The sequence below is a fragment of the Paenibacillus sp. 8b26 genome (assembly GCF_050626875.1).
Taxonomy (GTDB): domain Bacteria; phylum Bacillota; class Bacilli; order Paenibacillales; family Paenibacillaceae; genus Paenibacillus.
Genome location: NZ_CP192445.1, coordinates 786,341 through 809,055 on the forward strand (window position 1 = coordinate 786,341; position 22,715 = coordinate 809,055).

Annotated in this window: 21 protein-coding genes; all 21 read right to left on the reverse strand. The window is 47.5% G+C overall.

The window, feature by feature from the left end; genetic code table 11:
* Positions 1-177: 177 nt before the first annotated feature.
* The 21 genes from recA to dpsA all read right to left on the reverse strand — a co-directional run bounded on the left by recA (position 178) and on the right by dpsA (position 22,587).
* The gene (gene recA / locus ACQ4MX_RS03245; protein ID WP_134910046.1) at positions 178-1,239 is read right to left on the reverse strand and encodes a recombinase RecA; all 1,062 of its coding nucleotides are present in this window, start codon (positions 1,237-1,239) and stop codon (positions 178-180) included.
* A gap of 248 nt (positions 1,240-1,487) precedes the next feature.
* The gene (locus tag ACQ4MX_RS03250; protein ID WP_431089359.1) at positions 1,488-2,756 is read right to left on the reverse strand and encodes a competence/damage-inducible protein A; all 1,269 of its coding nucleotides are present in this window, start codon (positions 2,754-2,756) and stop codon (positions 1,488-1,490) included.
* A gap of 95 nt (positions 2,757-2,851) precedes the next feature.
* The gene (gene pgsA / locus ACQ4MX_RS03255; RefSeq protein ID WP_025685004.1) at positions 2,852-3,439 is read right to left on the reverse strand and encodes a CDP-diacylglycerol--glycerol-3-phosphate 3-phosphatidyltransferase; all 588 of its coding nucleotides are present in this window, start codon (positions 3,437-3,439) and stop codon (positions 2,852-2,854) included.
* Positions 3,440-3,647: 208 nt separating this feature from the next.
* On the reverse strand, positions 3,648-4,139 hold the full coding sequence (locus tag ACQ4MX_RS03260) for a YajQ family cyclic di-GMP-binding protein (RefSeq protein WP_025685003.1): 492 nt from the start codon (positions 4,137-4,139) through the stop codon (positions 3,648-3,650).
* A gap of 145 nt (positions 4,140-4,284) precedes the next feature.
* Positions 4,285-4,449, reverse strand: coding sequence for a hypothetical protein (locus ACQ4MX_RS03265; RefSeq protein ID WP_162833917.1), 165 nt, complete (start codon positions 4,447-4,449; stop codon positions 4,285-4,287).
* A gap of 84 nt (positions 4,450-4,533) precedes the next feature.
* A complete protein-coding gene (locus ACQ4MX_RS03270; RefSeq protein WP_134910051.1) occupies positions 4,534-5,652 on the reverse strand; it encodes a helix-turn-helix domain-containing protein in 1,119 nt (372 codons plus the stop codon).
* 30 nt (positions 5,653-5,682) lie between these two features.
* The gene (locus tag ACQ4MX_RS03275) at positions 5,683-6,456 is read right to left on the reverse strand and encodes a DUF3388 domain-containing protein (RefSeq protein ID WP_431089361.1); all 774 of its coding nucleotides are present in this window, start codon (positions 6,454-6,456) and stop codon (positions 5,683-5,685) included.
* A 239-nt stretch (positions 6,457-6,695) separates the two neighbouring features.
* Positions 6,696-6,950, reverse strand: coding sequence for a DUF3243 domain-containing protein (locus ACQ4MX_RS03280; protein ID WP_014281144.1), 255 nt, complete (start codon positions 6,948-6,950; stop codon positions 6,696-6,698).
* 106 nt (positions 6,951-7,056) lie between these two features.
* Entirely contained in the window at positions 7,057-7,845 is a 789-nt protein-coding gene (gene ymfI / locus ACQ4MX_RS03285; protein ID WP_431089363.1) for an elongation factor P 5-aminopentanone reductase, read from the reverse strand.
* Positions 7,845-9,125, reverse strand: a complete 1,281-nt coding sequence (yfmH, locus tag ACQ4MX_RS03290) for an EF-P 5-aminopentanol modification-associated protein YfmH (protein ID WP_431089365.1) — start codon at positions 9,123-9,125, stop codon at positions 7,845-7,847. Before yfmH ends, ymfI begins: the two co-directional genes overlap by 1 nt.
* 3 nt (positions 9,126-9,128) lie before the next feature.
* The gene (gene yfmF, locus ACQ4MX_RS03295) at positions 9,129-10,409 is read right to left on the reverse strand and encodes an EF-P 5-aminopentanol modification-associated protein YfmF (protein ID WP_134910055.1); all 1,281 of its coding nucleotides are present in this window, start codon (positions 10,407-10,409) and stop codon (positions 9,129-9,131) included.
* A gap of 157 nt (positions 10,410-10,566) precedes the next feature.
* On the reverse strand, positions 10,567-11,418 hold the full coding sequence (gene sleB / locus ACQ4MX_RS03300; RefSeq protein ID WP_431089367.1) for a spore cortex-lytic enzyme: 852 nt from the start codon (positions 11,416-11,418) through the stop codon (positions 10,567-10,569).
* A 223-nt stretch (positions 11,419-11,641) separates the two neighbouring features.
* A complete protein-coding gene (locus ACQ4MX_RS03305) occupies positions 11,642-14,311 on the reverse strand; it encodes a DNA translocase FtsK 4TM domain-containing protein (protein WP_431089368.1) in 2,670 nt (889 codons plus the stop codon).
* A 103-nt stretch (positions 14,312-14,414) separates the two neighbouring features.
* Positions 14,415-14,627: a YlzJ-like family protein gene (locus ACQ4MX_RS03310; protein ID WP_134910062.1), complete on the reverse strand. Its 213-nt coding sequence runs from the start codon at positions 14,625-14,627 to the stop codon at positions 14,415-14,417.
* On the reverse strand, positions 14,624-15,478 hold the full coding sequence (locus ACQ4MX_RS03315) for a ClpP family protease (protein WP_431089369.1): 855 nt from the start codon (positions 15,476-15,478) through the stop codon (positions 14,624-14,626). Before ACQ4MX_RS03315 ends, ACQ4MX_RS03310 begins: the two co-directional genes overlap by 4 nt.
* A gap of 237 nt (positions 15,479-15,715) precedes the next feature.
* Entirely contained in the window at positions 15,716-17,395 is a 1,680-nt protein-coding gene (locus tag ACQ4MX_RS03320; RefSeq protein ID WP_134910066.1) for a ribonuclease J, read from the reverse strand.
* A 353-nt stretch (positions 17,396-17,748) separates the two neighbouring features.
* Complete coding sequence (gene dapA / locus ACQ4MX_RS03325; protein ID WP_431089370.1) at positions 17,749-18,630, reverse strand: 4-hydroxy-tetrahydrodipicolinate synthase; 882 nt, start codon at positions 18,628-18,630, stop codon at positions 17,749-17,751.
* Between the two features lie 40 nt (positions 18,631-18,670).
* Positions 18,671-19,888, reverse strand: a complete 1,218-nt coding sequence (dapG, locus tag ACQ4MX_RS03330; RefSeq protein ID WP_431089372.1) for an aspartate kinase — start codon at positions 19,886-19,888, stop codon at positions 18,671-18,673.
* A 36-nt stretch (positions 19,889-19,924) separates the two neighbouring features.
* The gene (locus tag ACQ4MX_RS03335; protein ID WP_134910072.1) at positions 19,925-20,962 is read right to left on the reverse strand and encodes an aspartate-semialdehyde dehydrogenase; all 1,038 of its coding nucleotides are present in this window, start codon (positions 20,960-20,962) and stop codon (positions 19,925-19,927) included.
* A 135-nt stretch (positions 20,963-21,097) separates the two neighbouring features.
* Positions 21,098-21,691 (reverse strand): dipicolinate synthase subunit B, encoded by a 594-nt coding sequence (locus ACQ4MX_RS03340; protein WP_044644831.1) that lies wholly within the window; start codon positions 21,689-21,691, stop codon positions 21,098-21,100.
* Positions 21,691-22,587 (reverse strand): dipicolinate synthase subunit DpsA, encoded by an 897-nt coding sequence (dpsA, locus tag ACQ4MX_RS03345; protein ID WP_431089374.1) that lies wholly within the window; start codon positions 22,585-22,587, stop codon positions 21,691-21,693. The genes ACQ4MX_RS03340 and dpsA overlap by 1 nt, the downstream gene beginning before the upstream one ends.
* Positions 22,588-22,715 lie beyond the last annotated feature (128 nt).

Sequence of the window (22,715 nt, forward strand, 5' to 3'; positions counted from 1 at the left end):
ATATTCACGAAAGCAAGCTGAGAACGCCCGCCACGCAAAAGTAAAATGTAGCTGACACGCAGGCCACATTCGATGCAAAAATACCCTGCACAACTGTGCAGGGCATCAGAATCATGCTATTCAAACGGCTGTGCCATAACCCCTGGCTCCAGTTCACAAACCAGGATTCACCAAGCTTTATTCAAGCTCCAGCAATTCCTGTTCTTCCTTGGCTTGCTGTGCCAACTCTTCTTCTGTCGGCGGAGCTACCGTCGTAATCAAATTGCTGGCCACCCGAATTTTTTGTTCGATCGTGCTAGCAATGTTCGGATTTTCCTTCAAAAATTGCTTCGCATTTTCACGTCCCTGACCTAGTCGTTCACCTTCATAGGAATACCAAGCTCCGCTCTTATCGACAATGTCATACTCCGTACCAATGTCGATCAAACTGCCTGTCTTGGAGATGCCTTCGCCGTACATAATGTCCACTTCCGCCTGACGGAAAGGAGGTGCGACTTTGTTCTTCACCACTTTAATACGTGTGCGGTTACCAACAACATCATTACCGTTTTTCAAGCTTTCAATGCGGCGGACATCCAAACGAACTGTAGAATAAAATTTCAGAGCACGTCCACCTGGTGTAGTTTCAGGGTTACCGAACATAACACCTATTTTTTCACGTAATTGGTTAATAAAGATAGCAATGGTGTTCGACTTGTTAATAGCACCGGACAGCTTACGCAATGCCTGTGACATTAAACGGGCTTGAAGACCAACATGGGAATCTCCCATTTCACCTTCAATCTCCGCTTTTGGCACAAGTGCCGCTACAGAGTCAACAACAACAATGTCTACCGCTCCACTACGTACAAGCGCTTCGGCAATCTCAAGTGCTTGCTCTCCTGTATCTGGCTGCGATAGCAACAACTCATCAATATTGACACCCAGCTTGCTGGCATACGACGGATCAAGAGCATGCTCGGCGTCGATAAAAGCGGCTTGTCCGCCTGTTTTTTGTACCTCTGCTATAGCGTGAAGAGCTACCGTTGTTTTACCGGATGATTCTGGCCCATATACCTCAATAATTCGGCCTCTCGGGAAGCCGCCCGTTCCTAACGCAATATCCAAAGCAATCGAACCACTGGTAATAGTTTCCACTTGCATATGGGTGGACTCACCCAACTTCATAATGGAACCTTTACCGAATTGCTTTTCTATTTGACGGAGCGCCATATCCAGCGCAGCACGACGATCTGACAATAAACTCACATCCTTCATTGTTTGTAGTTTAATAATACCTTGTTTTGACACGCTTGCCAAGCATTTTTTCGAACATACATTCGTTTTTTTTGTTTGGTCGGTTCTCTTCTATACTTCCATCTGTCTCTTAAATCAAAAAAAGAACCGCAGGCAAAAAAGCTTTTGCAACGGTTCTTCCGATAATATGATTATACCATTAATCGTCTATCTAAAACAACTCTATGAAAACTCGCGTCGTATACAGCTCCTTAAGAGAGCTTCTCATTTTCCACCAGTCTGCGCCATAATCTGTACAGGATTGCCTTAACAGACCGCAACCGGATCGTTTCACGATTCCCGCTCAGCTTCAGCTCGTAAACCTCAGTTTCCTTGTCACGCTCGGCAATACCGATATAAACCAGACCGACTGGCTTCCGCTCAGAATATCCGGGTCCAGCTACACCTGTAACTGAGAGTCCGAAATCAGTGTCCATGACCATTCTTGCCTGCTCCGCAAGTACAAGGGCTACTTCTTCGCTTACTGCGCCGGGCGCATTGTCCCCCTCCAAATAATCATGTGGCACGTTGAGCAGCTTCTTCTTCATTTCATTGGAATAACATACGATACCACCTTGGAACATAACTGCGCTACCCGGGACGGAAGTGATGTGCTCCATCAGCATTCCACCTGTGCAGCTTTCCGCCGCGCTAACAGTCAGTCCGAGATTGGCCATCAAATCCACAATAACCTTCTCCAGCGTGACGTCCTCGCTCGCATACATGTATTCCGAAAGACGCTGCTGAATTTCTACTTCCGTAGCCGTCAGCTTGACCAGCGCCTCGCTCTCGCTGGCCGCCTTGGTGGATATACGGATCGTGACCTCTCCCTCCTTGGCATAAGGAGCAATGGTCGGGTCCGTCTGTGATTTGATCAGATCCAGCAACCGGGTTTCGAGAGCAGACTCACCGATACCTGCAAACTTTAGCATTTTCGAATAAATCGGCATTTCCTTACCGCTCAGTGCTTGCTGGAGCAACCAAGGTTTTGCCTGATTCTCGAACATCGGCTTAAGTTCCTTCGGCGGACCAGGCAAAATCACATAATATTTACCTTCCTGTGCAATCGCATCGCCCACAGCCAGCCCTGTCTCATTTTCAAGAGGGCTAGCTCCTTCAATAGAAAGCGCCTGACGGCGGTTATTCTCGGTCATCTCCACCCCGCGATTACGGAAAAACTGTTCCAGCTTATCCATAGCGAGACGGTCTATATGCAATTTACGTCCCAGCACAGCGGCAATTGCATCTTTTGTCAAATCATCCTGAGTCGGTCCCAAACCGCCCGAGAACAAAATAATATCCGCACGCTTCTGAGCCAGACGCACCGCTTCCTGAAGTCGATCCATGTTATCGCCGACAACCGTCTGAAAATATACATCAATCCCAATCGTAGCCAACTCTTGTGACAAATATTGGGCATTTGTATTCACAATTTGTCCAAGCAATAATTCAGTTCCTACTGCGATGATTTCAGCTTTCATCGTTTCTGCCTCCTGTAGAGCGAATGTTGTGGGAATTATACAAAGAAACAGCAATAAGCAAACTCCCTATCGCTGTCTCCATGAAACGTATCCTGTTAAACCTTGGAGGAGCGGAGTAAATGACTGTTCTTTACAAAATAGTCAATGCCCGAGTAAATGGTAATTAACGCAGCCGCCCATATCGCTATTAAATCAAACGGAATACCCAGAAAAACAAACGGGAAGTTATTAATGAGTAACGCTACAATGGCAACGATCTGTATGACAGTCTTAATTTTGCCCCAGTTACTTGCAGCGACCACAGAGCCATCCAGTAAAGCAATTTGACGCAGACCGGTAACCGCAAACTCACGGCTAACAATGACAACAACAATCCACGAATCAATCTTGCCCAATTCCACCAAAGAAACCAAAATAGCAGTTACCAAAAGCTTATCCGCAAGAGGGTCCAGCAATTTTCCCAAGTTGGTGACCATGTTATTTTTACGGGCCAAATATCCGTCAAGACCATCCGTGCTGGCGGCTATGAGGAAAATAATAGCCGCAATCAACTGATTATACGGCAGCTTGAAAGCTCCGATCTCAATCGGCGGCGGATAGAAATCAAAATCCACCAGCAAGGCCAGCATCATCACCGGGATGAGGCAAATCCGCGTTATTGTAATTCTGTTGGGTAAATTCACAACACACTCTCCCCTGATTATCGTACTTGATTAAAAATGGCAGTTTTCGGATTGAATTCAATCCTATGTAAATCGTTTTGACTACCGCTATACACCTGATCATCTGCATTTTCGTTACAAGTATAATATGGTGCAAAACGCATGTCAAAATAACCTGCCGCGCATCAAGCATCATTTTTTCTTACAATCTGCATGAGGGAAAACGGCTTTATTTCATATTCGTAAATTGAAGCTCCAATGGCAGATCAGCTTTGCGCAACAACTGAATGACTGCTTGCAAATCATCCCTGTTTTTTCCAGTCACGCGGATCTGATCACCTTGAATCTGACTTTTCACTTTCAGCTTGGAGTCCCGGATAAGAATGTTAATTTTTTTGGCATTATCCTGATCAATCCCCTGCTTGAGTGCAAGACGCTGGCGTACTGAACCCAAAGAGGCTGGTTCCAGCTTACCGTACTCCACGTTTTTAAGAGATAAACCGCGCTTGGCCATTTTGGATTGCAAAATATCAATTACCGCATTGAGCTTGTATTCGTCTTCCGATGCAATCGTAAGAGCTTCCTTTTCAAGCTTAAGGCTACTTTTGCTCCCCTTAAAATCAAATCTTGTTTCAATTTCACGCTCCGTCTGATGAACCGCATTGGTCAATTCCTGCATATCCATTTTGGAGACGATATCAAATGAATTTTCTGAAGCCATCGTTTCACTTTCCTTTCCACAACAAAGTTCAATAACTAATTATAGGCTAGTCATTTACAAAAATCCAATAATCCGCTCACTAAAAAGGCGCTCTTGCCAGTCAAGCTGACAAAAACGCCTTTATTTCATTCCACGGTCAACATATCTAACTGTGGCTGCGGGTCGGATTCCGGAACATATCCAGAAGTCCGAGCACAATGTGAGCAAGACCAAAGCCTAGTATGCCATAGCCCCATGCACTTGGGGTTAGATAATAGCCAAGTAGACTGACAATTATACCAAGCCCTGTCACAATCCAGCTGACGGTCATAATGTATACACCTCACTTTGCGGAAAATGAAATGACTGGCTTCCCATGAATTACAGTCATTAGTATTTCCGCGCAATAGAAGGTTTATTCACCGCCAGTAGTCGAAGAAGTTGTACCGCTCTGTGTTGAACTCGTACTGCCTGTAGTCGAATCCATAGTAGTACCACTCACCCCGGCACTCGTTCCGGTCGAAGAAGCCTCTCCTGGCTGTATCAAAACACGAGTCGTCGATTTATTATCAGTTATCGGTTGACCTGCTACGGAAATATCCGTGGCAGAAGAACGTCCTGATTTGATATACAAACCTTCCGGACCGATGTCAAAGGACATAGCATCTCCGCTTTTGGTCATGCCATAGCTCAGCTTTTCGCCACGTGAGTTTTGTCCCTTGTACACCTCAAGCCAGCTTTCTCCCGTTGCCTTAATATCGACCTTGACTGTAGCTCCTGTTGCACTGGAAACTTTGAAAATCGTCGTTTTACCTTGCTTGCCATCCTGAGCCACGGTTACACCTTGTTGCGGAGTAGTGGTGTTCGGCTGCTGGCTGCTGTCAGGAGTGGTCGTATCCGTTCCTGTACCTGTCCCTCCCGGTTGGGTTTGCCCCGTTTGTCCCGTATCAGGAGTGGTTTGTCCGCCGCCACCATTGGGAGCTGCCGTTTGACCGTTATTCGGCGTTGTCGTCTGACCGCTACCCTGAGGAGGAGTTGTTGTCGTATTTTGTGGCGGTGTCGTAGTCCCCTTATTAGTACTGTCAGGAGCGGGCGTAATCGGTGTCGTAATCGGTGTTGTATTCTCGGCTGTTTTTGGAGCCGTATGGTTGTTACTCACCCAATAAGCATAAATAACCCCAACAATAAGAACCAGAAAAAGCCACATTAAAGCTGTCGGCAACCATTTGAGATTTCCAATCGAAGCCGGACGGCTGGAGCGTTTCTGTGTCACAGGCTCCATGACAGCTTCCGGCTCCGGTTCAGGCACATTGCTTTTATGTCCTTCCAGAATCTCGTCGGGGTTTAAACCGACCGTTTCAGCGTACGTTTTAATAAAAGCTCTGACATAAAAGCTTCCCGGCAGCACTTTGTAATCGCCCGTCTCAATGGCTTCCAGATAACGTTTGCGTATCTTCGTCATTTCCTGAACATCGTCAAGGCTCAATCCTTTTTGCAGCCGGGCCTCCTTTAATTGCTGACCCAGTTCTGACATGTCATCATCTCCTTGTATAATTACGCTTATTTAAAGATCTTCAGTATAACTGGCTGTAAAGGTATCATAAGTAATTTCCTCAGCCGGATTATTGCGAAGTTCAATAATGATATTAAAATCGTCGAAGCTGTATCCCGATTCACGTACAAAAACGTCAGGATGCTCAATAACCTTTGTACTCGGCATGCTCATAATTTCCTGAAGCAGGTGATAATGTCTTTCATTTGACCGAATCGTACTCACAATGCCGTCAATAATAAAAACATTGTTAGGGTTCATTTCCTCTTCGGAGAGCTGGCTGCGCACCGTCTGCCGTAGCAGCGTTGAAGACACAAAAGTCCAGCGCTTCATGGCGCATACGCTACTGGCTATAATGGATTCGGTTTTTCCCACACGGGGCATTCCTCGAAGTCCAATGACCTGATTGCCATCCCTCTTTAATACTTCACCCAAAAAATCGACCAGTAACCCAAGCTCCTCCCGTGTAAAGCGGAATGTTTTGCGGTCATCCGAATCCCGGTCAATGTAACGTCCGTGTCTTACTGCCAATATATCGACCAGCTTCGGGGTACGTAAGGCCGTAACTGTAATATTGCTGGCCTTCTTTAAGGTATCACCGAGAATACGTATCTTCTCGTCATCGTCCGTTTCCAGCAGCATCCCCCGTCTTTCGCCTTCAACACCATTGATCGTTAGTATATTAACTCCCAGAATACCAAGCATGGAAGCAATGTCTCCCAGCAATCCGGGACGATTTTTATGTATCTTGTACTCCATGTACCACTGTTTCATTTCTTCCGTCACATTAGCACCTCATTCACATTCAAAACCGTCAACATTTCCAATCAAAGCCTTATTGTATCATAAAATAACACCATTCGACAAAACCAATTATTGAGACCACAAAGGCTTCCTGTATTCAACACAAATCACATAAGCCTCGATCACGTTTATGATATATAAATTACAACGGAATTACAAGAACAGCTCTGTAACCATTACAGAAAAGCCCCCAAAAGGGAGCTTTTCATGTTGGTTCCTGCTTATGCGTTGCTTTTGGCTAATTTGACCATCAGCCGGGCGATAGTGTGGCGCTCGTCCTCATCGGCAACTCCCCACAGTTCTTTCAGTGCGCGGTTGGAGTGGTTAGCCGGATCGACCTTCTCATCCAGAAAATCACCGATTTCATAAGCAAGCTCTGAAATGGTATCCTGGCTGATTCCCAGCTTCTCCGCCTGTTCCACACGCTGACCAAGGAACTTCTTCCAGGTATCGAAATTCTGAACAACTGTTGACATACTTAAATCCTCCTTAGATGATTCAGATTTAAAATCAACAGTTATAATATGCTCTTCTCAGGTGCTCACTATACTGGAAGGTTTCCTCCAAAATCTGTACTTCCCATCAAGTTACCCATCCTCCGTTAGGACTTATGACCTGCCCATTAATATAGCCCGATTCAGGAAGCGCCAGAAAATAAACCAGTGACGAAATTTCATCAGGCCGAGCCAATCGACCGGCAGGAATTTCTTCTTCAAGACTGGAGATTTCCCCTTCGTCCAGATGATCCAGCATCGACGTATCCACCGCTCCCGGAGCTACAGCATTGACCGTTACTCCTGAAGGCGCAACTTCTTGAGCCAGCGCTTTAGTGAATGCGTTAATACCCCCTTTGGTTGTGGAATACAGCACCTCGCACGAAGCGCCGCATATTCCCCATACAGATGACACATTCACGATACGGCCATAGCGTTGGGAAATCATATGTGGCATAAATACCTGCGTACACAGAAAGGTTCCCTTCACATTGACGGCCATCACTTCATCCCATTCCTCTTCCGACACATCCGTCAGCAATCCATAATGAGATAATCCCGCGTTATTCACAAGAATATCTGGCTTCATCCCGTGATTCTCCAGTTTCTCGCGCATGCGTACAATCTGTTCCTTGCTCCGCAGGTCCGCTGACACGGTCATCACCTTGCCTGAATAAGCCATACAACGACGGGCAACTTCATTCGCCTTTTCATGGGATTTCATGTAGTGAATGACCACGTTCATCCCAACAGCCGCAAAACGCTCAGCAATAGCCGCTCCAATCCCGCCGCTTGCTCCTGTGATCAGCACAGTCGTATCACCAATAGCTTTTAATTCCCCGTCCTTGGTGGTTATCGGTTCCCTCTCCCTGGACATTACGGACTCACCACCAGCGATATAGCCATCTGATCCCACTGGATATGATCTTTCAGACGGCGGTTAACATCCTCAAGCGTAATGCTTTCATAGACCGGGAGCAGTTGGAAAAAATCACTATCCCGAAAGCGATGTCTCGTAAACTCATGCGCAATATTTTCGGGCGAATTGAGCATGCGCAGGTAACCGCCAATTTTCTTTTTACGTGCCCGTTCAAAGTGTTCCGCCGTGAAGCCCTGCTTCTGGATGGACTCCACCTCTTCACGTATCCGCGCCAACAGCCGATCAGGGTCCTTTGTATCTCCGCCGATAGCAGAGAACGCATACTGTGGCGTGCTGTTGTACTCATGGCCGAAGCTGTCTGAAATGAGGTCCTCATCGTAGAGCTTTTGGTACAGTTGCGTACTGGAGCCGAACAAGAGATCGAGCATCAGCTTGGTCTCCAGATCATGACGGAGCAGTTCTTTTCCCGTTAGGCCTACCTTGGCTTCCTTGAATCCGAACAACAGCTTAGGCAGAGAAACCGCCAGCTTTACCTCACGACGCTTCTCTGCCACAGTAGCAGGTTCTTCATCAAAAATCCGCTCAATCTCTCCTTGCGGCTTGTAATCCTTTTTCGCCTGATTGTTACGCACCAGTTCTATTACTTCTGCCGGGTCCACTCCGCCTACCACAAAAAGGATCATATTGCTCGGGTGGTAAAAAGCCTCATAGCAGCTATACAGCGTTTCCTTCGTAATCGTGCTGATGGATTGAACGGTACCTGCAATATCAATATGCACCGGATGGACCTTGTATAGCGCTTCGATCAGACCAAAGTAGCTCCGCCAGTCCGGGTTATCCTCATACATATTGATTTCCTGGCCGATAATGCCTTTTTCCTTCTCCACATTCTCATCTGTAAAGTAAGGATGCTGTACAAAATTGATCAGTGTGGTCAAATTCTCCTGAATGTGCTCGGTTGCGGAGAATAGATATACCGTTTGATCAAAGCTCGTAAATGCATTGGCCGATGCTCCGTTGGAGGAAAAAGTAGCGAAAATATCGCCTTGAGGCTCTTCAAACATTTTATGCTCCAAAAAATGGGCGATGCCATCCGGCACCTTAACCGGCTGCTGACCTTCAACGCGAAAATGATTATCGACCGAACCGTATTTGGTTGCAAATGTAGCGTATGTCTTTTGAAAGCCCGGTTTGGGCAAAACATAGACGTGTAATCCGTTATCCATCACTTCATAGTACAGCGTTTCCTGCAAATGCTCATAAGGTATGTGCTCCACCCGCTATTCCCCCTTCTGGTCTCTCAAGAAATAAATGGTGTCCAGTCGGAACGTCCGGGCGGCATCCTGAACATCCTGCACCTTGACGGCCTCCACCTGGCTCAGCAGCTCATCTACCGTCCGCTCTTTGCCGGAAAGCTGTCTGTTAAAATCGTAAGCAATCATTTCAAAAGCGGAATCCTGCATTTCCTTCAATAAATTGCGGATCATCGCCTGTGTTTGAGTCATCTCCAGCTCGGTAATCGCCCCATTTTGCGTATCTTCCAATTGCTTGCGGATAATGGTAACCGCTTTTTCATAATTGGGAATTTCGATACCGGATTGAATCGTGCCTATGCCCTTGTGCCCGTCATACCGTGATGATGCGTAGTACGCCAAGCTTTCCTTCTCACGCACGTTGACGAATAGCTTGGAGTGAGGATAACCGCCTAAAATCCCGTTGTACATCAATGCAGAGGCATATCGATCATCACCATACGTAATCGGGGTGCGTAATCCCATGTTCAGCTTGCCCTGATTTACATCAAGACGCTCTACCACCGTTTGTACATCACGCTCCACGGCTTTGGGTTGTTCAGGGGCATAGCCCTTTACTTCCGAACGGTTCAGTTGGAAATAGCGGTCTACGAACTTCTCCACTTCCTCCAACGTCGTATCTCCAACCACATACAAATCCATGCTGGCGTTGTTCAGCCATTCTCCATAAGCCTGATACAAGCCCTTCGCATCTATACTGTCCAGATCAGACCGCTGACCGAGGGGATGCAAACGATAAGGCTCATTTTTGCACATTTCCTCCATGCAGCGCTCTCCCGCATAACGGATTTTATCATTGACTATAGATTCCAGCTTCTTCCGTACATTTTCCCGTTCCTGCTGGACATATCCGGTTTGAAACGCGCCATTCTCCAAGGCAGGCTTCGTCAGCACTTCTCCAAGAAAGGCAAACGAACGATCGAGCAAGCTGTCCGGGCTGTTTACGAAGCTGTCATTAATGGTATCCATGCGAAATTGCACGATCTGATAATCTCCGCGTTTATATACATCGAATCCAAAGCCGGCACCGTACAATTGCTCCAATTGCTCTCTAAATTGCGTGGTTTGAGGATATGATTCCGTACCACGACGCAGCACAAAAGGCGCAAGACCTACTCGGGTTACGGTTTCCTCCCGTAGCGGAGTTCCTACATACAATGATATGGCAAACGTCTTGAAGCGCTTGGTCGGCAGTACATGAATCCTTAATTGTCTGCTCGTACCACGCTCGAAACCTGTTTTGTTCAAGTCCAAAACTCCTTTGTGACGTCAATTTCGTCTATCCTTTGGTGGGCAACTGCTACCGTCATGCTTCCTTGTAAAGAGGTAAAGTGTACCAATCTTTATTCTAACGATGCAAAAGCCAAGAAGCAACCGGAGACAAGCTCCCGGCTGCTTCGGCGTTTTACATACAGAAAATGTGCTGTCCGATGGTCTTCACCTGCGGACGGCTCCAAATCCATTTGGAGGTGGCTGTTTTTGGATTAAAATAATACAGGCAGCCTCCGCTCGGGTCCCAGCCATTTAATGCCTGGCGTACCGCTTTCTGTGCGGTTTCATTTGGCGATAGCCATATCTGACCATCTGCCACGGCTGTAAAGGCCCCCGGCTGAAAAATAACTCCCGACGGTGTGTTCGGAAAGCTGGGCGATTTTACCCGGTTCAAAATAACCGCCGCTACAGCAACCTGTCCTTCAAATGGCTCGCCACGAGATTCACCATAGACTGCGTTAGCCATAATTTTGAGATCGTTGTCAGACAACCCCATCGTGTTAGCCGATCCCATCGTTTCATCACTTTGATTCGTACTATTATTGTCCGTTGTCTGTCCCTGAGTGGAACTCTTGTTTTTACGATGTAAAGGAGCTTCCGTCGGTTTCCAATTAGGAGTTGCATTCACCAGCTTTAACTTTGTTTTTGCACCCACCACTCCGTCAGGGGTCATGCCAAACTCTTTTTGAAAGCCCTTGACAGCCTTCATTGTACTGCTGCCAAAATGGCTGTCCACTTCCGCCCCGAAAAAGCCCAGCAGCTTCAAACGGGATTGCAGTTCATATACATCCTGACCATAGGAACCGTAATTAACCGCCTCCGTGCTAAATGTCGCTTGGGAAGGCTCTGTTTCTGTTACTTGTACTTCCTGCTGTGTGCTCAGCGGCTCTGCATGCTGCGCAGAGACGTTCGCAATAAGTCCTGTGTACGTGATAGCCGAGGCTGCGAAAATACCCGTGCAAATCCAGACCATTGTCTTTTTCATATGCTGCGCTCTACCTTTCTTTTGTGGGATTAACAGGATGGCTACGTTTATTATGACAAGCTCTGCTTAAAGCTATTCACCCTTTTAATCTTCTTTCATTCGGCTGTTCCTATTCCTAAAAAAAGCAAAAAAACGCTGTCTGTACGCATAGTGTTGTCGAATTTAAACCAACACCATACTTACAAACAGCGATTTTGGATGTAATTTCCACTAAAGCCTTTGGTCAGGAACTTACTTTGTTTTGCTGATATTGTTCCATTGAAATAAGCACCTCACGGGGCTTGCTTCCCTCGTAAGGACCTATGACTCCACGAGCCTCCATAGAGTCAATCAGCCGGGCCGCACGTGTATAGCCGATCCTCATGCGACGTTGAAGGAGAGATACAGATGCCTGCTTGGCCTCCAAAATGATGTTGACGGCCTGATCGTACAGCTCATCCAGCATTTCATCGGCATCAGCCGATACTTCTTCTACCTCAGGTACAAGCGTTTCATCATATTGTGCTTCACCTTGCTCACGTACATAATTAACGATGTTCTCCACTTCCTGATCGCTCATGAACGCTCCCTGAACGCGAACCGGCTTGGAAGCACCCATTGGCATGAACAGCATATCCCCACGTCCGAGCAGCTTCTCGGCTCCGCCCATGTCCAGTATTGTACGGGAATCTACCTGCGAGGACACACCAAAGGCGATACGCGAAGGAATATTGGCTTTGATAACCCCGGTAATTACGTCAACAGACGGTCTCTGCGTTGCAATGATAAGATGAATGCCTGCGGCACGCGCCATTTGAGCCAATCGTGCAATCGCATCCTCCACATCGCCCGCAGCTACCATCATCAAATCCGCCAACTCGTCCACAATGACGACGATGTAAGGTAGGAACGCAGCAGGATTGTCTTTCATCAAATTATTATACCCTTCAATGTTACGGGTTCCTGATTTGGAAAATAACTCGTAACGTTTTTCCATTTCTACTACAATTTTTTTCAAAGCGAGTGAAGCGCGCTTCGGATCGGTAACGACCGGTGCCAACAAATGCGGAATCCCATTGTACACGTTTAACTCCACCATTTTAGGATCGACCATGAGGAACTTAACCTCATCCGGCTTCGCTTTGTACAAGATACTCGTGATGATACCATTGATACACACCGATTTACCCGAACCGGTAGCTCCTGCTACAAGCAAATGGGGCATCTTGGCCAAATTACCAACAATCGTCTGTCCTGCAATATCACGTCCAAAGGCAATGGACAAATTGGATACAGACTCTTGGAAAATGGTCGTCTCCATAACCTCACGCATCGTTACAATAGAAACCTCATTATTCGGAACCTCAATGCCGATAGCCGATTTACCCGGGATTGGAGCCTCCATACGAATATCCTTCGCAGCGAGCGCAAGCGCAATGTCATCCGTCAGACTCACAATGCGGCTAACCTTCACACCAATGTCCGGCTGAATTTCATAGCGCGTCACCGCAGGTCCACGGACCACCTCAAGTACCTTCGCCCGTACGCCAAAGCTCTCCAATGTGGCCTCCAGCTTGCGTGCCGTTTGCATGTAATCCTTTTGCCCAATGCCTTTGCCCACGTTTTGTGGTTTGGAAAGCAAACGGAACGACGGGAGCTTGTAGGGCTTGGGCGGCGGTGGAGCAGGAATGGCAGCAGCTGTGGCTTCAACCTCTTCGCCTGATGTCCCCGTTGCGTTCATTTGGGCCTGTCCATTTGTACTGTCCAGTTTATTATGGCCTGTTGCTGCCGCACTGTCCGCATCTATATTTACAGTGGCATCCATAAAGTTATCATCCAGCGGCTCATCATAAGTTGAATCCATCTGTTCTGACCCAGCCAGGGATGCCTCAGATTCATCCTCAGGTCTTCTTTCCTCTTGCTTCACCTGCTCGAAGAAATCCCGAATAATCGGTGACCTTTTTATCGGAACAGAAGCTTCCTCATCCAAGTTTTCAGCAGTATCGGACAATTCATCTGCTTGCTTGGCATTTCTCCACAAGGGCTGTGCTTCCTCAGCTTCATGATCATCCTCGTCAGCATGAACGAAACGATCATTCTCGTCCTCTCCAGCCGATTTTTTCAGGCCAAACAGCTGAAAGAAAATCGGCTGCTTACGCGCCGGAGGCTGCATTTCATCAAAATCATCATCCATATCTTCCTCATAAGCAGGAATCGACTCGGACTTGATTTTTTTATTCCCCGTACCTCTGCCGGATGCCGAAAGTGGAGTGGCTTTACCAATCCATTTTTTCCGAACGCTTCCCCCTGCCGCCAGCAGCTTCGTCCGAACAATGCGCACCAGATCCACATAAGATAGCTGGGTCAGCAACATAAAGCAAATCACAAACATTACAATCATAATCAGCTTGGCACCCGTAAGACCAAACAGCCACAACAGCACAGTAAGCTGCAATGCCCCGATGTACCCCCCGCTAATATCCTTGTTCAGCATTGAGGTATGGCCTTCCTTGTCAGGTGACAGCAACTGCTCACGCATATCTATATGTATCTGGCTCATCACTCCGCCCGGTTGAAGTGCATTGATCGGCCCCAAACGCTGCTCCATAGATGAAATAGAGCTCATGAGCGTAAAGGCAAATACCAGCAGTAGCAATCCCGTTTTACGCGAGTTCCACTGGTTCGGCCATTTGCGATGAATCATCACCATCAGACCGTAATAAATGCCGATCAGGGGTATGACAAAATAAAATTTCCCCAGTACAAGCCCGAACATCTTGGATAGCGAGCGACCGACCGCCGCTTCACCCGACAGCGCAATGACCGCCAATGTAATCAGCACAATGCCGTAAATTTCGAATTTTAAAACTCCGCCAAACGCGGCTTTCTTTTTCCTTTTCCTTCTTCTGGACATTCAAGGTCACCCCCCAGAAGAATATTATACCACGTCACTGGGTATCCGCACATATGTTCTTTTTCGACATTAAACGACCTATTTTCGTCCTACTCGACACCTTCTACGACCATTCGATGACTTGTCCAGGCTCATAACGCGGATTAAGGTAAGTTTCCAGTGGACAGTCCAGCAATCGGACGATAATCCCCCTGCGACTTTCGAGCGGCTGTACCTGCATGAGTAAACCGTCAACCCGAACCTCCGCGAACGTCTCCGTCTCCTTCCACATGCCCTCCCACACCATTTCCATTGGCATTACCGTATATAATGTCATTGGGGCAACTCCCCATTATGCTCATTTGGGAGCGTTCCAGTCGGATTCCCTGTAGCATTGGGGGGAAAAGGTACGAACGGAGCCTGCTGCTGAGTCCCTGTAATTCCGTTTTGCTGACGACGCGATTCAATAATGGTGTTCAGTTGTTTCAACGCTTCTCCGATGCCACCAACGGCGTCCATTAAGCCATACTTCACTGCATCGGCTCCTCCAACCGCGGTACCAATATCCCGATTCAGTTCACCGGTTTTAAACATAAGCTCCTTAAACCGCTCCTCGGTAATACGCGAGTGGGAAACCACAAAACGCACAACACGCTCCTGCATTTTTTCCATATATTCAAACGTTTGTGGCACCCCAATGACCAAGCCGTTCATACGAATCGGGTGAATGGTCATTGTCGCGCTCTCGACAATATAAGAATAGGTGGAAGAGACAGCGATAGGTACACCGATGCTATGCCCGCCTCCAATGACAATCGTTACCGTCGGTTTACTCATTGAAGCGATCATTTCAGCAATAGCCAGTCCGGCCTCTACATCCCCGCCTACTGTATTCAGCAGTATCATTAAGCCTTCAATACGGGGGTTTTGTTCTGCTGCCACCAGTTGGGGAATAATGTGCTCGTATTTGGTCGTTTTGTTTTGGGGTGGCAAAATCAAATGTCCTTCAATCTGACCGATAATTGTCATGCAAAAAATATTCGATTCGCTTCCGGGCATGGAGGTTTGTCCCAGTTGCTGCAAGGCCTCCATAGCGGGGGAAATGGGTCTTTGCCCGACTTCAGGCATAGGTTGATCCGGTGCTTCCGTTTCCTGTCTGCCGGATGATAGGTTGCTGTATTGTTCCATGTGGGTAATCTTCCTTTCGCTTTACGCGTCTTTGTGACCCGTATTCACCCTATAGTATGGGATGGAAATGGAATATTTTATACCCGCCCCCATGGCTCCCCTTATTTCCTCACCCGGAAAAGCCAAAAAAGCCTCCCCTCCCGCGGAAACCGTCCAATATTTCCTGCGGGAAGAGAGGCGACTGTGTGCCTGTGACTTAAGTTTTTAATTCAGGTTTTCGAGCAAATTTCAATTGACTCACACTTCCATAATGATTGGCAAAATCATCGGTCTGCGACGAGTTTGCTCATACAAGAAGCGACCCAGCGCATCCTTGACGTTTGTTTTAAGGGAAGCCCATTCATTTACATTCTCGCTCATGAGCTTATGCAGTGTGCTTGAGACAATGCGATTCGCTTCATCCAGCAAACCTTCCGATTCGCGGACATATACGAAACCGCGGGAAATAATATCCGGTCCGGACTTGATCGTGCCGTCCTGCTTGCTCAGGGTGACAACAACAACCAAAATACCGTCCTGTGACAGCAATTTACGGTCGCGTAATACGATATTCCCTACATCTCCTACACCCAGTCCGTCGATTAACACGTTGCCCGCTGTAACCTTACCAGCTCTGCGTGCTCCACCGTTCTGAATTTCAATAACTTCACCGATATCCGTGATGAAAATGTTGTCTGGCTCTACACCTACCGATTCGGCAAGGAGGGCATGACGACGTTGCATTCTGAACTCACCATGAATTGGCAAGAAGAATTTGGGTTTCATCAGATTCAGCATCAGTTTGAGTTCTTCCTGGCTTCCGTGTCCGGAAACGTGAATTCCCGGATTAGCTGCGCTGTAATAAACATTGGCACCTAAACGGAACAATTCATCAATCGTGCGACCTACATATTTTTCATTACCCGGTACCGGTGTAGCAGCAATGATGACCGAATCTCCAGGGAGAATATCCACCTTACGATGTGTGGAACGTGCCATTCTTGTCAAAGCGGACATCGGTTCGCCTTGGCTACCTGTGCAGAGAATAACTACGCGATCCGCTGACATTTTTCCAACTTCCTCAGGCTCAATCAGCATTCCATCCGGAATTTCCAAATAACCTAAATCGGAAGCAATCCCTACGACATTAACCATACTGCGACCGATAACCGTCACTTTGCGTCCTGTCGATTCCGCAGCATTAATGACCTGCTGAATACGGTGTACGTTGGAAGCAAAAGTAGCTACAACTACACGCTGTTTCGACTTACGGAAAATGTCTTCCAGCACGATGCCGACGCTCTTTTCCGATGGAGTAAAGCCCGGTTTTTCCGCATTGGTACTGTCTGACAAAAGAGCCAGTACGCCACGTGTGCCGATTTCAGCCATACGCTGCAAATCTGCATATTGTCCGTTAACCGGAGTATGATCAAACTTGAAGTCACCTGTATGAACAACAGCGCCTTCAGGAGTATCAATGCATACACCTACCGAATCCGGAATACTGTGGTTTGTTCTGAAGAATGTTGCTTTCAGCGTGGAACCCAGTTTGATTTCGGAATCAGCATTGATCAAAATACGTTTGGTTTCGCCAAGCAGATTCGCTTCCTTCAGCTTGTTTTCCACCAGTCCCAGCGTCAATTTGGTACCGTATACCGGTACGTTCAAATGTTTCAGCACGTAAGGCAAACCGCCAATATGGTCCTCATGACCATGAGTCAGCACTATGCCTCTTACTTTGTCGCGGTTCTCCGTAAGGTAGGAAATATCAGGAATAACGATATCAATACCAAGCATGTCCTCTTCCGGGAATTTCAGACCCGAATCCACCACGACAATGTCATTGCCGTATTGAATGACATACATATTTTTCCCGATTTCACCGACGCCGCCCAAAGCGAAAATCATCAATTTATCGTTGTTTGTTTTTTTAGACAAATGAATCTAAACCTCCTATGGTAGTTGGACGTCGTACCTTGATTTATTTATTTAATTTTCAAAAGAATACCGCACCCAGTCACTTGACCTCATTATACATGATTAAAATAAGAAAAAACAAGTCATCCTGTTCGTTACGCATAGGTTTCCCGCTCCCGTCTAAAACCATTACTCCCTGTTCAATTATCTTTATGCATGGTTAAAAGGTACGACAAAAAGGGCGCCCTATAAGAACGCCCTCATGCCGAAGTACCTTGTCAGACTATACAAATTCTCCGGTTTTTTACTCCCGGCTACCTTTAACAAGGATGATTTCTCATATTCATTTAACATTTCAAAGTCATTTTTGCCGATTAGCGGGCAAATAACTTTTTAATAAATTCTGCTTCCTCTTCGGTCGGAGGAATAAGCGGCAACCGGACAGAACCGACCGAAACATTCCGTAACTCCAACGCATATTTTACAGCCACCGGATTAGGCAGCGGATGAGGACAGCCGAACAAACCCTTGAAAACCGGAAACAACTGCTGATGCAATTTTGCTGCCTGCTGTGCGTTTCCCCCTACAAGTGCATCAATCATCTGCTTCATTTCTGCGCCTACCACATGACTTGCCACGCTGATAATTCCATAAGCACCTACAGCCATAGCAGGCAGCCCGGAAGCGTCATCCCCCGAATAAATGAAGAATCCTTCCGGAGCTGCGGCTGCAATCTGTGTGATCTGCGCCAGCGACGCGCATTCTTTGGTTCCCACAATGTTAGGGATTTGCGCGAGACGCAGCGTCGTTTCTGCCGTCAGACTGGCTGCGGTACGGCTTGGTACATTATACAGTATGACTGGAAGGGATGTGGAATTTGCAATACTTTCAAAATGCTGATACATCCCTTCCTGATTCGGTTTATTGTAATAAGGCACTACTAGCAAAACACCGTCTACCCCTGCCTGCTCCGCAGCACGGGTCAGATGAATGGAGTGACGTGTATTGTTGCTGCCAGTACCGGCAATGATTTTACATCGTCCGGCTGCTTTTTCTACAGTAAATGCAAACAGCTTGATTTTTTCATCATCGCTCAGGGTAGGGGACTCGCCCGTCGTTCCTGATACGACAAGAGACTCTGAATGTTGTTCTTCTATTAAATAATCAATCAACGAGGATAGTGCAGTCCAGTCAATCTCTCCTTGCCGATCAAAGGGTGTCACCATTGCAGTAATCAGTCTGCCGAAATTCACCATGCTGCCTCCTTTTTTGCAAGTCCGAGCACGGACATTGCGCCTATTGATGGAGTTCAAATTTATTATGCAATGCGCGTACAGCCTGCACCATATCTTCTTTTTTTACGAGTACCCAAATTGTTGTGTTGGAATCTGCCGATTGAAGAATCTGTACGTCTGATTCTGCCAGTGCCTCCACAATCGTTGCCATAATGCCCGGTACCCCATTGATACCGCCGCCTATGACGGATACTTTAGCGCATCCTGCCAAAATTTTAGGCTCCAGGCCCAGTCCGTTCAATACTTCAACCGCTTTGCTTCCATCAATATCGAACACGGTATAAACTGCCCCGGATGGAGTTACATTAATAAAATCGACGCTGATTCCATGCTCAGCCATGGATTTGAATACTTGTAATTGCAAATGCTCCGAGCCAGGCTTTAATTCTACGGTAATTTGTGTGACGTTGCCGACATACGCAATACCTGTCACGAAACGGTCAACGATGTCTGCCTGTACGTCCTTAAAGCCCTCCGGATGGGTGACCAGCGTTCCTTCCCCTTCGGAAAAGGTAGAACGAACCCGAACAGGAATATTCGCCTGCATGGCGATTTCAACGGCACGGGGGTGGATAACCTTAGCCCCCTGATGAGCCATATTACAAATCTCCGTATAGCTGACATGGGCAAGCGGCTTTGCATTTTCTACAATGCGCGGATCGGCGGTCAAGATGCCGTTCACATCCGTATATATATCTACCATATCCGCATGTAGAGCAGCACCCAGAGCGGTAGCGGAAGTATCGCTGCCTCCACGACCCAAGGTGGTCATATCACCGTTTGCAGTCTGTCCCTGGAAGCCTGTCACAATGACAACACGACCCTGGTTCAGCTCTTCCACGATACGGTCTGGCTTTATATCCAAAATACGAGCATTGCCGTATTGATTATCCGTAATAAAGCCCGCTTGTGCCCCGGTCAGCACCGTAGCAGGAATACCTTCATTTTCCATCAGGCTGCACAATGTAGCGGCAGAAATAATTTCACCACAGCACAGCAGTAAATCCCGTTCGCGCCTAGGAAGACTGTCGCCGTTAGACGCAGCCCAATCAAGCAGCGTGTCGGTGGCATAAGGCTCTCCTTTCCGCCCCATGGCCGACACAACGACAACCAGTTGAACATTCTGTTCCAGCTCCCGCTTGACATGTCCCAACACCAGTTGACGCGCTTCGGGTGTGGACAGCGAGGTGCCTCCAAATTTCTGAACTAAAATACTCATTGTTTTTCCCCCATCTTACTCCCTGCTTCAGGAACTTTACTCCGCATTTGCAGCAATAATCTCGGCGATTTGCACCGCGTTCCATGCCGCTCCCTTGAGCAGGTTGTCGGATACAACCCACAGATTCAATCCACGGCTGTTGCCCAAATCACGGCGTACACGTCCTACGAATACGTCAGGTTTCCCTGCGGCTTCGGATGCCAGCGGATAGAGCTGCGCAGCAGGATCGTCTACCAGTGTTACACCCGGTGCCGAAGCAAGCAGATTGCGGATTTCTTCCAAATCATAATCTTTTTTAAGCTCTACATAGACGGATTCCGAGTGTCCGTATACGACAGGAATACGGACACACGTTGCTGTTACGTCCACAGATTCATCATCTAATATTTTTTTCGTTTCACGAACCATTTTCATTTCTTCCAGTGTATAGCCGTTGTCCTGGAATTTGTCGATTTGCGGGATAGCATTGAAAGCGATCTGATGTTTCACCGGCAATGAGCCGACTGGCAGCAGATCTGGCTGTACTTCTTCACCGTTAAGGATCGCTGCACTTTGACGATTCAGTTCATCAATGGCACGACTTCCAGCCCCGGACACCGCTTGATATGTGGATACGATGATACGGGAAATGCCATACTGATCATATAATGGTTTCAAAGCAGCTACCATCTGGATGGTGGAGCAGTTCGGGTTGGCAATAATCCCCTGATGCTCGGCAATTTTGTCGCTGTTCACCTCAGGAACGACAAGAGGAGCTGTAGGGTCCATACGGAAGGCGTTTGTGTTGTCAATGCAAACCGCACCATGACGAACAGCATGTGGTGCCAGTTCCTTACTTACGTCTCCGCCTGCACTGAACAAGGCAATGTCGATTCCTTCAAAGCTGTCGGGGGTTGCAATTTCTACTGGAATTTGCTGACCTTTAAAGCTAATTAAAGTGCCGGCAGAACGAGGCGAAGAAAGAAATTTAATTTTATCCACAGGAAAATCCCGTTTTTCCAGCAGACTTACGATTTGTTCTCCTACAGCGCCTGTCGCTCCAACGACAGCTACATTAAACTTTCTATTGCTCATCTGGTGTATCTCCCCTTCTCGACTAAAAAACCATTTTTTTATTCTGAAAGCATCCACCGCCAACAAGAAATCAGACCCGATGCATCATCGAATCATCTTCTAGGCGAGGGATGCTCAGCAGTTAACTATAGTACATCATGGGGTCTTGCGTTCCACAATCATCGGTTGAAGCTGTTTGCCCTGCATAGCAGCGTAAGCGGCTTCCGGAATCAGCTCCATGTCAGCCACAAGTGAATTGGGCTTTTTAACTGGATTGTCCTGTCCGAACGGCACAAAAAATATATTTTTGGCTACCAGTAACTTAGCGATATTCGCAGCATTCAAGCCAAGCCCATCATTGGTTGATATGGCCAAAAGAAGTGGACGACCGTTGCGCAATTGCGCCTTGGCGGCCATCAGAACCGGACTGTCTGTCATGGCGTTCGCCAGCTTACTCATCGAATTCCCCGTCAAGGGCGCAATCACCAGTACATCGAGTATTTGGGAGGGACCCAGTGGCTCAGCCTCCACAATTGTAGAAATGATATCATTCCCTGTTATATCTTTCAACTGTTTTTGCCAACTTTGCGAAGTACCGAAGCGGGTATCCGTTGTTAATACCGTATTGGATATAATGGGAACGACCTTCGCACCCTCGTCAACAAAACGTTGTATCACAGGCATAACTTCTTCAAATGTGCAGTGTGAGCCTGTAATTGCATAACCTACCGTTTTCCCTTGCCAACTCATTACGCATCCCCCCGATCAGGATTATCTTCCATTAACAACTGCACCAGCGTATTCGCTATAATGGCACCAGCAGTTTTGGGAGCGACAATACCGGGAAGGCCGGGGGCGAGCATTGCCGTGATTCCACGCTTTTCCGCAAAGCGGAAATCACATCCGCCCGGCGCGGAAGCAAGGTCAATAATCACGGTGTTCTGTGGCAATTTAGACAGGATTTGCGCTGTGATAATCATAGAGGGTATCGTATTAAAAATCAAGTCAACTCCCTGAGTCTCATCCGCCAAATCCCTTGTCATAAAAGGCTTCCAGCCCATTTCCACCGCTCTTGCCGCATCCTCCGCCCGACGTACCCCTACCTTCACTCTGGCTCCCAATCCTTGTAGCGCCCTCGCCATGGTAAATCCAGTCCGTCCCATGCCCAGAACCACACAATTTGCACCATGAATCGTAAAATCCGTATGCTGAATCGCCATCATCAGTGCGCCTTCCGCCGTAGGTATTGAGTTATATATGGCCACATCGTCTCTTTCCAACAGCTCCACCAGCTTTAAATCATGTCTGGTACAAATTTCTTTTAAGTACGTCCGCGCCATCCCCGTATATACGACGCAGTGTGGCGGAACAGCAGCTGCGTGCTCATTCAGAAACTGCAACTTTTGCGCTCCGAAAAGTGCATTCACATTGCCTTCCTCATCGCATCCCACCACTGGCAACACTAGCGCATCTGCCGATTCCAAAAGCTTGACAGACAACGACTCCCGTGATGCTCCTCTGAGCGGCTCTTCAAGCTGGTCAAAGCCGACCACGCTGACGGTAGCATCCATGTCTACACATTTGCGTATTACCTCAAGCTGCCTCGCATCGCCACCCAATACAACAATGCGTATTCCTGTTAGCATCCGGATCACTCCTTTCCGAGACACGATATGCTTTTAGTCTATGCAGGCACCCATAGATAGGTGAAGAAACACAAAAAAACCGCCCCTATTCGGGACGGCTTTCATGTGTATCCATTTTCATATGTTAT

Bases quoted from the DNA above. Each gene is read 5' to 3' on its own strand.
- ACQ4MX_RS03250 (WP_431089359.1), bottom strand. From the start codon at position 2,756: ATGAAAGCTGAAATCATCGCAGTAGGAACTGAATTATTGCTTGGACAA.
- ACQ4MX_RS03260 (WP_025685003.1), bottom strand. From the start codon at position 4,139: ATGGCTTCAGAAAATTCATTTGATATCGTCTCCAAAATGGATATGCAG.
- ACQ4MX_RS03265 (WP_162833917.1), bottom strand. From the start codon at position 4,449: ATGACCGTCAGCTGGATTGTGACAGGGCTTGGTATAATTGTCAGTCTA.
- ACQ4MX_RS03270 (WP_134910051.1), bottom strand. From the start codon at position 5,652: ATGTCAGAACTGGGTCAGCAATTAAAGGAGGCCCGGCTGCAAAAAGGA.
- ACQ4MX_RS03280 (WP_014281144.1), bottom strand. From the start codon at position 6,950: ATGTCAACAGTTGTTCAGAATTTCGATACCTGGAAGAAGTTCCTTGGT.
- ymfI (WP_431089363.1), bottom strand. From the start codon at position 7,845: ATGTCCAGGGAGAGGGAACCGATAACCACCAAGGACGGGGAATTAAAA.
- sleB (WP_431089367.1), bottom strand. From the start codon at position 11,418: ATGAAAAAGACAATGGTCTGGATTTGCACGGGTATTTTCGCAGCCTCG.
- ACQ4MX_RS03305 (WP_431089368.1), bottom strand. From the start codon at position 14,311: ATGTCCAGAAGAAGGAAAAGGAAAAAGAAAGCCGCGTTTGGCGGAGTT.
- ACQ4MX_RS03310 (WP_134910062.1), bottom strand. From the start codon at position 14,627: ATGACATTATATACGGTAATGCCAATGGAAATGGTGTGGGAGGGCATG.
- ACQ4MX_RS03315 (WP_431089369.1), bottom strand. From the start codon at position 15,478: ATGGAACAATACAGCAACCTATCATCCGGCAGACAGGAAACGGAAGCA.
- dapA (WP_431089370.1), bottom strand. From the start codon at position 18,630: ATGGTGAATTTCGGCAGACTGATTACTGCAATGGTGACACCCTTTGAT.
- dapG (WP_431089372.1), bottom strand. From the start codon at position 19,888: ATGAGTATTTTAGTTCAGAAATTTGGAGGCACCTCGCTGTCCACACCC.
- ACQ4MX_RS03335 (WP_134910072.1), bottom strand. From the start codon at position 20,962: ATGAGCAATAGAAAGTTTAATGTAGCTGTCGTTGGAGCGACAGGCGCT.
- ACQ4MX_RS03340 (WP_044644831.1), bottom strand. From the start codon at position 21,691: ATGAGTTGGCAAGGGAAAACGGTAGGTTATGCAATTACAGGCTCACAC.
- dpsA (WP_431089374.1), bottom strand. From the start codon at position 22,587: ATGCTAACAGGAATACGCATTGTTGTATTGGGTGGCGATGCGAGGCAG.